At 62.4% G+C, this 12,631-nt stretch carries 25 protein-coding genes and 1 tRNA gene; 14 read left to right on the top strand and 12 right to left on the bottom strand.

Translation table 11 applies throughout. The features are described 5' to 3' along the window. Nucleotides 1-16: 16 nt before the first annotated feature. From J2Y48_RS15385 to J2Y48_RS15360, 7 genes are all read right to left on the bottom strand, one after another. Nucleotides 17-343: a hypothetical protein gene (locus tag J2Y48_RS15385; RefSeq protein ID WP_310419694.1), complete on the bottom strand. Its 327-nt coding sequence runs from the start codon at nucleotides 341-343 to the stop codon at nucleotides 17-19. After that, nucleotides 340-822, bottom strand: coding sequence for a hypothetical protein (locus tag J2Y48_RS15380; RefSeq protein ID WP_310419692.1), 483 nt, complete (start codon nucleotides 820-822; stop codon nucleotides 340-342). Before J2Y48_RS15380 ends, J2Y48_RS15385 begins: the two co-directional genes overlap by 4 nt. Nucleotides 823-825: 3 nt before the next feature. Then, nucleotides 826-1,218, bottom strand: coding sequence for a hypothetical protein (locus J2Y48_RS15375; protein WP_310419690.1), 393 nt, complete (start codon nucleotides 1,216-1,218; stop codon nucleotides 826-828). Beyond that, nucleotides 1,215-1,415: a hypothetical protein gene (locus J2Y48_RS25390; RefSeq protein ID WP_405030234.1), complete on the bottom strand. Its 201-nt coding sequence runs from the start codon at nucleotides 1,413-1,415 to the stop codon at nucleotides 1,215-1,217. The genes J2Y48_RS15375 and J2Y48_RS25390 overlap by 4 nt, the downstream gene beginning before the upstream one ends. Next, nucleotides 1,412-1,684, bottom strand: a complete 273-nt coding sequence (locus J2Y48_RS15370; RefSeq protein WP_310419688.1) for a hypothetical protein — start codon at nucleotides 1,682-1,684, stop codon at nucleotides 1,412-1,414. The genes J2Y48_RS25390 and J2Y48_RS15370 overlap by 4 nt, the downstream gene beginning before the upstream one ends. Further along, nucleotides 1,681-2,151 carry a phage regulatory CII family protein gene (locus J2Y48_RS15365; RefSeq protein WP_310419686.1) on the bottom strand — a complete coding sequence of 157 codons (471 nt, stop codon included), beginning with the start codon at nucleotides 2,149-2,151 and terminating at the stop codon, nucleotides 1,681-1,683. The genes J2Y48_RS15370 and J2Y48_RS15365 overlap by 4 nt, the downstream gene beginning before the upstream one ends. A 116-nt stretch (nucleotides 2,152-2,267) precedes the next feature. Next, on the bottom strand, nucleotides 2,268-2,471 hold the full coding sequence (locus J2Y48_RS15360; protein WP_310419684.1) for a helix-turn-helix transcriptional regulator: 204 nt from the start codon (nucleotides 2,469-2,471) through the stop codon (nucleotides 2,268-2,270). A gap of 93 nt (nucleotides 2,472-2,564) precedes the next feature. Between J2Y48_RS15360 and J2Y48_RS15355 the strand changes: the two genes are divergently transcribed. The 13 genes from J2Y48_RS15355 (at nucleotide 2,565) to J2Y48_RS15295 (ending at nucleotide 9,141) form a co-directional block, all read left to right on the top strand. After that, complete coding sequence (locus J2Y48_RS15355) at nucleotides 2,565-3,236, top strand: helix-turn-helix transcriptional regulator (protein WP_310419682.1); 672 nt, start codon at nucleotides 2,565-2,567, stop codon at nucleotides 3,234-3,236. Between the two features lie 113 nt (nucleotides 3,237-3,349). Next, the gene (locus J2Y48_RS15350; protein WP_310419680.1) at nucleotides 3,350-3,583 is read left to right on the top strand and encodes a hypothetical protein; all 234 of its coding nucleotides are present in this window, start codon (nucleotides 3,350-3,352) and stop codon (nucleotides 3,581-3,583) included. 1 nt (nucleotide 3,584) lies between these two features. Next, complete coding sequence (locus tag J2Y48_RS15345) at nucleotides 3,585-3,749, top strand: hypothetical protein (protein WP_310419678.1); 165 nt, start codon at nucleotides 3,585-3,587, stop codon at nucleotides 3,747-3,749. Next, nucleotides 3,749-4,423, top strand: coding sequence for a hypothetical protein (locus J2Y48_RS15340; protein ID WP_310419676.1), 675 nt, complete (start codon nucleotides 3,749-3,751; stop codon nucleotides 4,421-4,423). Before J2Y48_RS15345 ends, J2Y48_RS15340 begins: the two co-directional genes overlap by 1 nt. Then, on the top strand, nucleotides 4,420-4,755 hold the full coding sequence (locus tag J2Y48_RS15335) for a hypothetical protein (protein ID WP_310419674.1): 336 nt from the start codon (nucleotides 4,420-4,422) through the stop codon (nucleotides 4,753-4,755). Before J2Y48_RS15340 ends, J2Y48_RS15335 begins: the two co-directional genes overlap by 4 nt. Continuing rightward, a complete protein-coding gene (locus tag J2Y48_RS15330; protein ID WP_310419672.1) occupies nucleotides 4,755-5,252 on the top strand; it encodes a single-stranded DNA-binding protein in 498 nt (165 codons plus the stop codon). Before J2Y48_RS15335 ends, J2Y48_RS15330 begins: the two co-directional genes overlap by 1 nt. 230 nt (nucleotides 5,253-5,482) lie before the next feature. Next, entirely contained in the window at nucleotides 5,483-5,692 is a 210-nt protein-coding gene (locus tag J2Y48_RS15325; protein WP_310419831.1) for a DUF2312 domain-containing protein, read from the top strand. 3 nt (nucleotides 5,693-5,695) lie between these two features. Continuing rightward, a complete protein-coding gene (locus J2Y48_RS15320; RefSeq protein ID WP_310419670.1) occupies nucleotides 5,696-6,067 on the top strand; it encodes a hypothetical protein in 372 nt (123 codons plus the stop codon). Continuing rightward, the gene (dnaN, locus tag J2Y48_RS15315) at nucleotides 6,060-7,202 is read left to right on the top strand and encodes a DNA polymerase III subunit beta (protein ID WP_310419668.1); all 1,143 of its coding nucleotides are present in this window, start codon (nucleotides 6,060-6,062) and stop codon (nucleotides 7,200-7,202) included. Before J2Y48_RS15320 ends, dnaN begins: the two co-directional genes overlap by 8 nt. Then, nucleotides 7,199-7,360, top strand: a complete 162-nt coding sequence (locus tag J2Y48_RS15310; RefSeq protein ID WP_310419666.1) for a hypothetical protein — start codon at nucleotides 7,199-7,201, stop codon at nucleotides 7,358-7,360. Before dnaN ends, J2Y48_RS15310 begins: the two co-directional genes overlap by 4 nt. Next, the gene (locus J2Y48_RS15305) at nucleotides 7,357-7,704 is read left to right on the top strand and encodes an HNH endonuclease signature motif containing protein (RefSeq protein ID WP_310419664.1); all 348 of its coding nucleotides are present in this window, start codon (nucleotides 7,357-7,359) and stop codon (nucleotides 7,702-7,704) included. Before J2Y48_RS15310 ends, J2Y48_RS15305 begins: the two co-directional genes overlap by 4 nt. After that, nucleotides 7,701-7,976 carry a helix-turn-helix transcriptional regulator gene (locus J2Y48_RS15300; protein WP_310419662.1) on the top strand — a complete coding sequence of 92 codons (276 nt, stop codon included), beginning with the start codon at nucleotides 7,701-7,703 and terminating at the stop codon, nucleotides 7,974-7,976. The genes J2Y48_RS15305 and J2Y48_RS15300 overlap by 4 nt, the downstream gene beginning before the upstream one ends. Next, nucleotides 7,969-9,141 carry a tyrosine-type recombinase/integrase gene (locus J2Y48_RS15295; RefSeq protein ID WP_310419660.1) on the top strand — a complete coding sequence of 391 codons (1,173 nt, stop codon included), beginning with the start codon at nucleotides 7,969-7,971 and terminating at the stop codon, nucleotides 9,139-9,141. Before J2Y48_RS15300 ends, J2Y48_RS15295 begins: the two co-directional genes overlap by 8 nt. A gap of 25 nt (nucleotides 9,142-9,166) precedes the next feature. Here J2Y48_RS15295 and J2Y48_RS15290 read toward each other — a convergent pair. Then, a tRNA-Ile gene (locus tag J2Y48_RS15290) sits at nucleotides 9,167-9,242 on the bottom strand. A gap of 149 nt (nucleotides 9,243-9,391) precedes the next feature. On the opposite strand from J2Y48_RS15290, the gene J2Y48_RS15285 reads away from it, so the two are divergent. Further along, entirely contained in the window at nucleotides 9,392-10,138 is a 747-nt protein-coding gene (locus J2Y48_RS15285; protein ID WP_310419658.1) for an SIMPL domain-containing protein, read from the top strand. Between the two features lie 198 nt (nucleotides 10,139-10,336). On the opposite strand, the gene J2Y48_RS15280 is transcribed toward J2Y48_RS15285, so the two are convergent. From J2Y48_RS15280 to J2Y48_RS15265, 4 genes are all read right to left on the bottom strand, one after another. Further along, nucleotides 10,337-10,690, bottom strand: coding sequence for a hypothetical protein (locus J2Y48_RS15280; protein ID WP_310419656.1), 354 nt, complete (start codon nucleotides 10,688-10,690; stop codon nucleotides 10,337-10,339). Nucleotides 10,691-10,921: 231 nt separating this feature from the next. Beyond that, nucleotides 10,922-11,299, bottom strand: a complete 378-nt coding sequence (locus J2Y48_RS15275) for a nuclear transport factor 2 family protein (protein WP_310419653.1) — start codon at nucleotides 11,297-11,299, stop codon at nucleotides 10,922-10,924. A gap of 73 nt (nucleotides 11,300-11,372) precedes the next feature. Beyond that, the gene (locus J2Y48_RS15270; protein ID WP_310419651.1) at nucleotides 11,373-11,795 is read right to left on the bottom strand and encodes a secondary thiamine-phosphate synthase enzyme YjbQ; all 423 of its coding nucleotides are present in this window, start codon (nucleotides 11,793-11,795) and stop codon (nucleotides 11,373-11,375) included. An 82-nt stretch (nucleotides 11,796-11,877) separates the two neighbouring features. Next, a complete protein-coding gene (locus J2Y48_RS15265; protein ID WP_310419650.1) occupies nucleotides 11,878-12,231 on the bottom strand; it encodes a DUF1428 family protein in 354 nt (117 codons plus the stop codon). Nucleotides 12,232-12,631 lie beyond the last annotated feature (400 nt).

The following is a 12,631-nucleotide window of genomic DNA, read 5'->3' as shown; positions in this document are numbered from 1 at the left end:
ACCAGGAAGTGGTCGTTCATCCCCTCATCTCCCGCCGAGGCATATCGCTGAACGTTTGGTAGAGCGGCGCCTCCTGAGCGCCCATGATCCTGAGCCTGCCCTGCAGCTGCATCGCCTTGACCGCCAGAGCCAGCACGTCCGTGTTCGGCCCCGGTAGCCAGTCGCTGACAGGTTTGGCGATGAATGGCGTGCCCGGCAGGGTGTCGCGCAGCGAATAGGCGCAGGTGATGTTGCGATGGTGCTCCATCTCGGCCGGCGCCAGCCCGAAGGCGCGTGCCGTCTCGACGCATTCGATCATGGACGGAGCGATGACATAGAGCGTGCGCGGAGCCCCTCTTCTCATCGATCGCCCCGCGCCTTGCGGACGGCCTCGATGCCATCCTCGGTGACCCGGTAGACGGCCGCATGATGTGGGCCGCCGCGCTTGATGCAGACGATAAAGCCGGCATGCGTCAGGTCCCGCATCGCGCGCGGCGCATTCGTCGATCCGATTCCGGCCCGTTCAGCGATCTCGACCAGCGAAAGGGAGATGCCATCTGCGCCACCCTCAGCCAGCATCATCGACAGGATCTTCATCTTGTTCGAGCGGACGTCGACGGATCTGTCTGGATCGACCCAGTTGCTCGCGGCCTCCGGTGTACGATAGCCGTGCCGCTGACACATCAGGCGCTTAGCCTCTAGTGTCGGGATCGAGATCGATGCCGCCACCACAGGGACGGCAAGGCCCACCTCTGCGGCCAGAAGCAGCGCTTCCGTCTGCATGTGTGGTGCAAGTGCCGCGAACCGCTGCGGCGTCATCTTGTCGAAGAATTGGCCGAACACCGGCTACCTCCATTCCTGGGCAAATTGTGGGACGGGCGCCGTGACGGCGACAGGCGATGTCGGCGGCGGAGAGGCAGGCGCATCCCGCTCGCCAGCAACGTTGCGGGCACGCCAGCGCGAAACCTTCTCCATCTCATCGTCGGATAGAAACACGAGTCCGCCACGCCTCCGGCGCCCACGCCAAGCAATCTCGGCGCCGGAGGTCTCGCGGCTGGTCGTCCAGATGCCGGGATGCACCTTCGCGCCGTTGGGAAGTGCTAGGATCTCGACCGGGTCGTCGATAACACGGGCAAAGCTTGGTGCATTGCTACGTGCGCACGCAAAGATGACTGAAAGCGCAAAGTCCACATCGTCAGTTACGACAGTGAAGAGGGCGCGCGGACGCTCGATCGTCATTTCTTAGCCCTCCCTGCCTTGAAGCTCGTCATGCGCTCTTCTGTGGACCAGCGACCGCCGCAGCGCATGCATTCGCGGCGACGCCGGACTGCGCCGGGGCGCTCGCGACTGTCGAGAACGCGACTCGAGTTGGTGCCGCATTGTGGGCAGAGGATGCCGGCGAGACGCCAGATGGTGCCGTTCGCACGCTCGCTCATGCCGCCGCTCCCTGCTTCCAGGGCGGCGTGACGCCGGCGATGTCGAAGATCTGATTCGCCTCGTCCATCAAGCGGCGCGAGACATCGGCAGGGTAGTCGCCTGACGTCACTCCGCCTTTCGCAAGACGATAGCGACGCTCGGCAGCGTCAAGGGCGCAGTCGACCGGGACTTTGGCGACGCCGTGGCAAAAAAAGCAGGTAGCGCCGAGCCGGACACGTTCGCCCCGGCAGATCGGGCAGACGATGCGCGTGATCCGAACAATCGTCATGCGGCGCCGCCGATCCGGCGCAACACGCATTGCAGCGCCTGCATCGCCTGGTCGATCTCGCGCGTGATGATGCGCTTTTCCAGCGCGTCGATGTTTTCGTCTTCCAGTGCCTCAGTGATGGCCTTGACGACGTCGGCCGCCTCGTTGGCTATCTTGAGCCCGTCGCGCAGAGTGATCGGCGCCATGGAAACGGCGGCGTTGTCATCTGCGGGCACGAGCTTGTAGCCAAGCATGGCGGCCATGGCCGAAACGATGATCGGGGAGTTTGCTTCGAGATCGCATTCGACGGCGATATCGATCGGCATGAACTTGTCCGCCGTGTCCTCGCCGACGGTGGCGTATTTGGACAGCGCACCGGCCTTGACGCGCGTGACGTGCTGGAGCGCGTCGCCGCCGCCTGCCTGGTCGATGCCGCGGCGTGTTGCAGCCTTCAACGTCAGGCCCTGTTTGTCGGAAATAGTGCGCAAGTCATCCTCCCTGAAAATCAAGGAAATCGTTTCGATAAATCTTTCCGTGAAAGCCGCGCGTGCGCAGCTTAGGGTTGGTCCATCAGATCAAGGGGGACCGCATGGCAAACGCCGCATCATTCCGCAGCCTCCGGCGCCGCATACCAGTCGCCGACCGACACTTCGCCATTCGTGGCTGTTTGGATCCTGAGGACCATCTCCCGCGAAGGGAAACGATCGCCGCGCACATAGCGATTGATCGTCGCCTGAGAAGCGCCAACCAATTTTCCAAAAGCCTCATGGGTGAGGCCGCGTTCCGAAATGTATTTTCCGAGCGTCATGCGAAAGACCATACCACTTTGGCATTATTTCGCAAGCCCACTAATACCATTTCGGTTTTTGAAGTTTATGCCAATATGGAATAGGCTTAGACCATGAGCACGATCAAAGACTTACGAGAGAAGCAAGGCCTCAGCCAGCAGCAATTGGCAGATCGCGTCGGCACCTCGCAGCCGCAGATCAAGCGCCTTGAGACCGGCGAACGAAAGTTGACAAAGGAGTGGGCCGAGCGCTTGGCGCCACACCTTCAGACAACAGCGCTCGCACTCATGTTCGAACTTCCATCCGGCGGGACGGACACTTCGCCGGGTGTCGGCAGCCAAAACTCGGACCTTCCCAACGCAGAAATTCGCGGTAAGGTGGAGGGCAAGGGTAGGAAGATCCCTGTATATGGGCAGGCGGTAGGCGGCATTGACGGCGAATTCCTTATGAATGGCAGTGTTTTGTATGAAGTGATGGCGCCGCCAGTAATCTCCCACATTCGAGGCGCCTATGCGGTGCAGGTGTCAGGCGACTCGATGTATCCCCGATACGAAGATGGCGAGATCTGCTTCGTGGACCCGATGCGCCGAGTGAGGAAGGGCGACTACGTGATCGCCCAGGTACACCTGGAGGAGCATGGACCACTGCTCGCTTATGTGAAGAAGTTCCTGCGCCACAACGCGGAAGAACTGGTGCTTGAGCAGTTCAATCCCCATAAGGAGCTCAAATTCCCTGCGGGAGCCGTTCACTCGGTGCACTTTATCGCACTGGCCGGCGTCGCCTGATTCGCGGGCGGCGTAATGCCCGATACCAATATACCAAAGCGGTATTGACCATATAATACCATAGCGGTATTATCCCCGGCGTTGATGCGTTTTCACGCAACGTTGAGGGCCACATGATCCGCTATATCACCCATCCCAACACCACAGCTGCGATCGCTGCAAAACCACGCTGCGTCCGCTCTCTGGAAGAGCGCATGGCCGACGACATGCGCGAGCTCGCCTTCGCCGGCGATAACGTCAGCGTCGAAACTTTGATCTCACGTGGCTGGACCCGCAATACGGTCCTGCGCCTGCACGACAAGGCCGCCGCGATCGCCCGCCGCAAGTCGATCCGGCAGGTGGTCTGACATGATCGATCGCCATCCGAAACCCGGCTTCGTCCTTCCCGGCGACGATTGGTTAAGTCGGCCCGCGCGCGCCGGAAACGAACTCGAGACCTTGATCGTCGGCATCTTCATCGGCTTCGTTTTGACGGCCGGCAGCATCGCACTCGGCGCATGGGTGTTTACATGATGGCAGCCGCACGCCTCGTCGATGAGCGTGTCACGACCGTCTGGAACGATGGGCGAGACATCGATCTTGCGAACCCGGATCACGAGATCGTCTGCTTTGCCGAGATCGGCAATACCCTCTCCAAGATCGCCCGCTTCAACGGCCGCAATCGCGGCATCGCGCTGTCAGTCGCCCAGCACTGTGTCATGGGCGCGCAAGCGCTTCTCAACGAAGGCGCAAACCGTCTCGATGCCGCGCTGTTTCTACTGCACGACGCGCATGAGTGGGTGCTCGGCGACCTGATCCGCCCGAGCGCCGAACTCTTCGCCGCTGCCTGCGCCGAATACTACGGCGAAACACGTCTGCTCGATGCGATTGCCACCTGCAAGTCCGCCTGGGACGAGGCGATCTATTTTGCCGCCGGCCTGCCGGGACCAGAAGCATGGACGAAGCGCCAGGCTAAGCTCGTCAAGGATATGGACGCGCGCATGCAGCGCGCCGAGGCGGTTGCGCTCTTCGGCGCCGCCGCAGCCGGCAAGTTCCCTACCTCCGCAACGCCCAAGCTGACGGGCGCCATTAAGCCCTGGGCTGCGGGCAAGGCGGAAGAGCAATTCATGGCGATGGCCGATCGCCTCATCGGCGAGGAGCGGATCCTCGACCGCGCATCCCTTGCAGCCCTTCGGAGATCCCTATGAAAACGATAGCCTGCACGCCGCTCGCGGCGATTGGCGCGACGCGCCAGCTTATGATCACCAGCATGGACGGCTCGACCACGGTCGGTACCGCCAAGGATGGCGGCGAGCTTGCCGCTGATTTCAGCGCCGGCGCTTTCGTCCTGGCGGACAACGATGGCCAGCTGATCGTCGGCCCGATCCAGATAGAAGCGGCGCATGCCCTGGCAATGAAGGTCGCCGACGGCAATCCGCGCGCTATCACCGAACCGCAGGCAAACCTCATCCTCGCAACCGCGGTAATCGCGCTGTCGCATATGTGGCCGCGCGGCTCCGAGAACGGGAGGGCCACCTGATGTCCGGATCCGTCAACCGCGCCACCTTGATCGGCCACCTCGGCGCCGATCCGGAAATCCGCCGCTCCCAGGACGGTCGCCCGATCGCCAGCATGCGTCTCGCCACATCCGAAAGCTGGCGCGACAGGAACAGCGGTGAGCGGCGCGAGAAGACCGAATGGCACAGCATCGTCATCTTCAACGAGGCGCTGTGCAAGATCGCCGAGCAGTACCTGAAGAAGGGGGCCAAGGTCTTCATCGAAGGCCAGATCGTCACGCGCAAGTGGCAGGACCAACAGGGCCAGGACCGCTACTCGACCGAGATCGTCCTCCAGGGTTTTCATGGTCAGCTCGTCATGCTCGACCGGGCCAACGGCTCCGGCTACCAGGCGGGCGGCAACGGTGCAGGCGACTACGGCTACGACACCGATCGCGCCGGCGGCACTTCCTCCAGACCCTCCACCCCGTCTTCGTCGCCGAACTACTCGCGCGACATGGACGATGACATCCCATTCTAGGAAAGGGCAGTCGCATGGATGCACAAACATTCGATCCCCTGGCCTTTCGCAGCCAGGTTCCACCCGAGGCCGTGACAGCCGCCGCCAAATCGATCTCGAAGCAGGCCGGGAGCGGCAAGCATCCCAAGGCTGAGGAGCCAACGCAGCCCGAGGCCTTCGGCGACAAAGAGACCGGTTCCGCAGCGGCGCACGGCGTCGCGCGCGACCAGCTCCGCGCGTTCGTCGAGCGCATCGAGCGACTCGAAGAAGAGAAGCAGACGATCGCTGGCGACATCAAGGATGTCTATGGCGAGGCCAAGGGCGTCGGCTTCGACACCAAGATCCTCCGCAAGGTCATCGCCATCCGCAAGCAGGACAAGGACGAGCGGATAGAACAGGAGGCCGTCCTTGACACCTACCTGCATGCGCTCGGCATGATCGAGCTGCCGGCGGAGGCTTGAACGATGCCGGTTGTAACTATCACCACCGAAGTTTCATTTGATGTCGCCGTCATCCAGGATGACGTCATCAAATCCGAATTCAATCGGCGCGCCGACGTGAAAAAGTGGGCACACGATTACTGGCAAAGCCAGCAGCCGCCCGAGAAGACCATCGAGGACTTCGACGACGAGGAGCTGCTCGACGAGCTCGAAAATCGCGACATCGACCTTCCGCAGATGGAGACGATCCATCGCGTCTATCGCTTGCTGGCGAGCCGGGACATCGAAGCCGCCATGGACGAACTGCATCGCGAATTCGGACTTGCTCCCCCCTCCCATGAATGCGCGATCGCCGATCTCCTTTCCGGCACCAGCAGGAGCCCAGCCCATGTTTAAGACTGAAAAGCACGCTTTCGTGGCGGCCCTCGCCAGCATCATCGGCGTCGTCAATCGCAACGCCAAGATCCCGATCCAGCAGAATGCCCTCTTCGAGCGCGACAGCGAGGCGGTCACTGTCCGCGGCACGAGCATGGATATCGAGATGGCCGCTCGCTTCACCGCCACCGTTGCCGCCGATTTCGAGGACTTCACCGTGCCGGCCCATCTCGTCGCCGACGCGGTTAAGAGCATGCCGGATGGCCAGGAGATCCGCGTCGAGCGCATCGACCAAGCCGGAAAGATGATCGGCATCTACGTCAAGTCAGGCCGGTCGCGGATCAAGCTGCCGGTCCTGCCCGCGTCTGATTTTCCCAAGCTCGACGCGGCCACCCTTCCCAATCAACTGAGCCTGGCATCGTCCGTTCTCGCTAGAGCGTTGAAGGCAACCGTTCACGCGGTCTCGACTGACCAGACGCGCTACTATCTAGCCGGCGTCTATCTCCGCCCGAAGAAGGAGGGGCTACACCTGGTGGCGACCGATGGGCTGCGCCTGTCAGTCCGCCTGATCAAGGCGATCGACATCGACCAGGAGGATGCGATCGCCAAGCTGCCGCCGATCATCATTCCGACCAAGGCCGTCGAGGCCATACTGAAGATCATCGCCGACGGCGAAGACGTGACCGTCGACTATTCTGACATGAAGCTGCGGATCTCCTGCGCCTCGCGCGTCATGACCGCCAAGCTCGTCGAAGCTACCTTTCCAGACTACGAGCGGATCCAGCCGGAAGCATCCGCCATCCGCACCAGCTTCAGCGCCTCGACGCTTTCCGGTGCCATTGCCCGCGTCCTGGTGGCCACTCCAGATGCCGGCCTCGGCGTCGCCTTCCGCTTCGCGGCTGGCGCGCTCGCGATCAACGCGCGCGACTATGCCGTCGGCGAAGGCGACGACGAGATCGACTGCGAAGCGGATGGCGAGATCGAAACCGGCTACAATGGCAAACACATGCGTGAGGCGCTCGAACATACCGAAGGCGATGCCGTCGAGCTGCTCACCAGCACCGGCGCCAGCCCCTCGCTCCTCCGCGCCGCCGGCGACGATCTGAACTACACGATCCTCATGCCGATGAAGCCAAAGGGAGCGCGCTCGTCGTGACCGTGTTTGTCGTCGAAGTCTACGGATTTGATCCGGAGCAGTTTCAGGCCGAAACCAAGGCGAAGGCTACCTGGCAGGCCTATCGCACTTTCAGAGAAAGTGGTCGCAACTGGGATTTCCATCGCTTCCTGATCAACTTGCGGATCTGGAAAGCATGAGCACGCGTCGCGACCGCATCCGCGCAAAGATTATGGCGCGCGTCGATATCGACGAGGAAACCGGCTGCTGGCTGTGGACCGGCCCGAGCTCGGGCGAGAACGGCCGCGGTGCAGGCTATCCGCGCATGAGCCTTGATGGCCAGACGGTCGCCGTCCACATCGCCATGTGGACCAACGAGCACGGCTACATCCCCGGTAAGAAAGAACTGGATCACGTTTGCCGCAACCGACGCTGCATTCGGCCGGACAACGACAAGCATCTGCAGATGGTAACGCGCAAGCGCAACGCGATCCGCCGCGAAGAGGCAAAGCGCGCCATGGCGCGCGAGGACGTAACCGGATGAAGATGGCTCGAAACGTGGTCCTGCCGGCATCACTGCCGCCGCTCGGCATCAATCGCGAGCAGGCCGCCGAATTGATCGGCGTCTCCCCCTCGACCTTCGACAAGCTGGTTGCTGCGCGAAAAATGCCGCGGCCGCGCATCGCGTCGGCAGGGCGGCTGATCTACGACGTCTCAGAACTTGCGGCCGCCTTCAGGCAGCTGCCACATCAGCCAGACCCGAACGATCCCATTGACGGCGATTCCGCAAACGGCAATCCTTGGGACGATGAGTGAAGCGACAAAGCCAGAAACGAAGCTGCCGAAGGGCGTCTCCACTGACCGGGACCGCCACGGCAACGTGCGCTACTATTTTCGGCGCACCGGCGCTGCGAAGGTTCGGCTGAAGGAAACACCTGGAACCAAACTGTTCGAGCAGGAGGTTGCCGCCGCCCGCCTCGGCATTCCCTGGACGAAACCGGACGCGAAGACGCCAAGCAATCCCGTCCAACCGCCAGCAATCAAAGATTCCTTGCGATGGCTGCTCGGCGAATACAAGCGCCGCGCCCGCGGGACGGTATCTGTCGATCTGATGGAACGCCGGGTCAGGATGTTGGAGGAAATCTGCGAGAGCAGGAAGGGCGGAAAGGAGAGCGCCAGGAAGCGTGGCGAACTGCCCTACCGGCTCATGGAAAAGCGGCATGTCACGGAAATCCGCGACGAGTTGCGCGCCACCACCGGCGCCCGCAACAACGTCATCAAGGCGCTGTCGGCGATGTTCGCCTGGGCGATTGAGAACGACCTCGCCACCAACAATCCGTGCTCTGGCATCAAGCGGCAGAAATCTGGCGACGGCTTCCACACATGGACGATCGAAGAGGTGCGGCAGTTCGAGCAGAAGTATCCGCTCGGCAGCAAGGCGCGGCTGGCACTTCACATCGCCCTGTTCACCGGCCTGCGCCGCAGTGACCTGATCCTCGTCGGTCGCCAGCACCTGCAGAACGGCTGGATCAGCCTTCGCCCTGGCAAGACGGCCCGGTCGTCGAATGTCGTGGTGGAGATCCCGCTGCTGCCGTGGCTGTCTGACACTATCGCCGCATCGCCGACCGGCGACCTCACATGGTTGGTGAATGACTACGGCCGCCCCTTCACCGATGACGGTTTTGGCAACCGCTTCCGCAAGTGGTGCGACGATGCCGGCCTGCCTCACTGCACCGTGCACGGACTGCGCAAGGCAGGCGCAACAATCGCCGCTGAGAACGGCGCTACCGACGATCAACTGATGGCGATCTTTGGTTGGACGACGAAGCAGCAAACGACGCTTTACACCGCAAAAGCCAACCGGCGCCGCCTCGCCGAGGCCGGCATGAAGCACATGACGCTGGAACGAAACGCGGACAAAATTGTCCCACCCCCTTCAGAGTCGGAGAAAAGTGGGGCAAAAACAGCCAAAAAACGCTGATAAATCAACACTGCCTAAAAGGCATTGGTGGGCCCGGAGGGACTCGAACCCCCAACCAAGCGGTTATGAGCCGCCGGCTCTAACCATTGAGCTACAGGCCCGGCCGCGAAGCGGCGCGCGGGGTCAATGGCAGGCCCCGGGAGCACCCCGTCTAGACGAAATATCACCGGTCGACAAGCACCGCCGCAATCCTTACACAATCTCGCGTGAAGAACGTCTCAAGGGACACAACCAAACGGAGACAACTCGCATGCCTCGATCGATCCTTTCGCGCATAGCGCTCAATGGCGCCGTCGCCGCCGCCATTACAGCACTTGCATCCGCGCCCGCCCTTGCGCAGGAAGCAAGGCCGCGCGAGCCGGTGATCACCGTTACCGGCGAGGGGCATTCCGATGTCGCTCCCGACATGGCTATCGTCGAACTTGGCGTCGTCAAGGACGGCAAGACGGCGCGTGAGGCGCTCGACGCCAACAACAAGGCCATGGCCGAGGTGATGAAGGCGCTGAAGGACGCGGGCATCGCCGAGCGGGACTTGCAGACGTCCGGCTTCACGATCAATCCGCAATATCACTTTCCGCAAAATGAGAACGGAGAGAACAAACCGCCCGTACTGGTCGGTTTCCAGGTCGCCAACATGCTGTCGCTGCGCATCCGCGATCTCTCCAAGCTTGGCGCCATTCTCGACCAGACGGTGACGCTCGGCGTCAATCAGACCGGCGGCATTCGCTTCACCAACGACAAGCCCGAGAGCGCTATCAGCGAGGCGCGCAAGCGGGCCGTCGAGGACGCGATCGCCAAGGCCAAGGAACTGACCCAGGCTGCGGGGATCGGCCTCGGCCGGGTTCTCGAAATGTCGGAGACGTCCTACCGTCCGCAGCCCATGCCGATGATGCGAAGCGCCATGGCAAAGGACTTTGCCGCCGAGGCCGTCCCGGTCGCGGCCGGCGAAACAAGCTACTCGGTCAACGTAACCGTGACATTCGCCCTGCAGAACTAACCCTGTCCTGCCGGCGCCCGATGCCGGAAGGCAGTCAACTGTCCGCCGGCGCTGGTCAGCGTTGACAGTCCGACGCGGTTTTTGCGTGGTTGCGCGCCGGGGCGGCAGCGAGGCATAAAGATGGGGCGGCGCAGAAGTCTGCGCCGCCCCATTACTTGAGATAAATGACCGCCTGCAGGCTGCGCCGGTCCCCCGACGTCAGCCCCAAAGCGTCGGGCAGCGCGGGACGTTGGCAAAGGCGATACGGGTGTAGCGATGGTGCCGCCACCCCTCGACAACGACGCGACGATGGCTGACGTCGGCGATGCGCGCCTGTCGGATGCCGCGATCGCGGGCCTTCTCCACTGCGAGCCGGGGCGTGCAACGGCCACGGTCGCGACGGTCGTCCCAACGGTGGTGGTGGTCCGGCCCGCGGCCATAGTAGCCGTCGCGATAGCCGACGGTTTCGATGCGAATGTCCGCGCCGCCGGCCGAAGCGGCGGGAGCGGCCGCCGTCAGGCCGGCGATCGCCAGGAGGGCAGCGGCAAGGGTTTTTCCGAGAATACGCGACATGAAGGTCTCCGTTCGTTGTGCGCCCGCTGTTATGGAGCGTCGCTTTGAGCAATCGATGGAGAACAACTATCGCCGCCACGCTGAACGCTGCCGGAACCGCGCGTTCAGCATGTGTTCAGCGCCAATGATACACGGGGGTTATGTGTGCAGAATCATAGCGATACGCGGGGTGCGCGCCGTAACCAGCCGGCGCACATGTGCCGGCGGTCGATCGCAGACTGCCCGATCCAGCTAGCCGGCAAGTTGTCTTTGGAGGTCGCCGGCGTCGGCAAGCAACGACAGGCGCGTCATCAGCCCGTCGTCGAAGTCGATCAGCAGCACTTTCTCGGTCGCATAGGACTTTCCGGACGACACCTGGCCGCGTGCGGTGAGGCGAACCGCCACGGGTGAACCACCGCTGGCAGTCATGATTGTGGCGTCACCATAGGTCTCATCGAAAGCGGCGAAGTGGCGAGCGAGTCGGTCACGCAGCGCCGCGCGTCCGATCTCGCTTCCCTCGCCGATCCCGGCAATTGCGATATCGTCGTCCGCAAGCTGCGCAACCGCGGCGTAGTCGCGCACATTCAGCGCCGCGACCACGTCGTGGGCAATGGTGACTGTGTCTGCCATGGCGACCGTCCTCCGTTGTTCATGGCCGATCTCTTACCAATGCGTCGGTTGCCGCCGGAGTTCCGAGGGTCATTCACGGTCCGAGATGCAGCACCACCTCGCGCAGATGCGGTGTATCACGGTGCTCGAACAGAAAAATGCCCTGCCAGGTGCCAAGCACGATCTCGCCTTGTGCCACGGGGATGCCGATTGAAACCTGGTTCAGCGCCGCCTTGATGTGGGCGGGCATGTCATCCGGACCTTCGAGCGTGTGAACGATCCAGCGCATCGACGGATCGTCGGACGGGGGCACGAGACGCCGAAAGAACTGGTCGAGATCGCGGCGCACGTCCGGATCGGCGTTCTCCTGGATCAGGATCGAGCAGGAGGTATGACGGACGAAGACCGTCAAAAGCCCCTCGCCAATCCCGGCCCCGCGCACGAAAGCACTCGCCTTGTCGGTGAATTCGTAAAGACCCTGCCCGCGGGTCTGAATGGTGACCCTGCCCTGTGGCACCCTGTCTCCTCATCGTCACCCCGCCGACACGACGGTTGCCGCCACGAAGGCTGCCCAAGCCGTGCCGAGCGCGATCGAATTGCTACAATTCCAGAAAGCTTTGAAAGCCGCCATAGATCAGGCGCTTGCCGTCAAAGACCGCCTGCCATCTTTCCTCCGAAAGACGGGGATCGTCCATCACCTTGGCGACGATCGCATCGCGGCTTTCACGCGAATCATAGGTGACCCAGGAAAAGATGACGACCTCGTCGTCCTTTGCATGCACTGCGCGCGGGAAGGAGGTCAGCTTTCCATAGGGCACGTCATCGCCGATGCACTCGACATAGGAGAGTGCACCGTGCTCTCTCCAGATCGGGCCGGCAATGCCGGCAAGCGCCTTGTAGGCATCGAGGTTCTGTTTCGGCACGGCGATCACAAATCCGTCGACATAGGGCATGGGAACCTCCTTGAGAGGATGCGTTTGCACAATGTTGCGTCCGCTCGCACCGGTGTGGACCCAGAGCTCGCAGCGATCAAAGGACGTCTTGCCCGAGCCGTTGCCTACACCGACGAACCGAGGCGATCGTTCTGGCGCCTCGAAACCGTGGCCTCATGGCCCGCGGCCCAGACGTTGACCCGGTGCCGACAGGATACTCTTCGTCCCTGACCCGGTGCAATGCCAAGGGGCGCTGGCAAATGCCGGCGTAGAACGGCTGCGGTTCCAAACCTCGCTATGGCATACCACCTTTGCTTCAGCGGACTTTTAGCTTCACCTAATATAATATTGATGCTCCGCGCAAAGGGTGCGGCGATCAATACCGACTTTCGCAAGAACCACGGCATCGTCACGCGAGGAG

Source organism: Mycoplana sp. BE70, assembly GCF_031455855.1.
Classification (GTDB): Bacteria; Pseudomonadota; Alphaproteobacteria; order Rhizobiales; family Rhizobiaceae; genus Mycoplana.
This window is presented reverse-complemented; position numbering and strand designations above follow the sequence as displayed.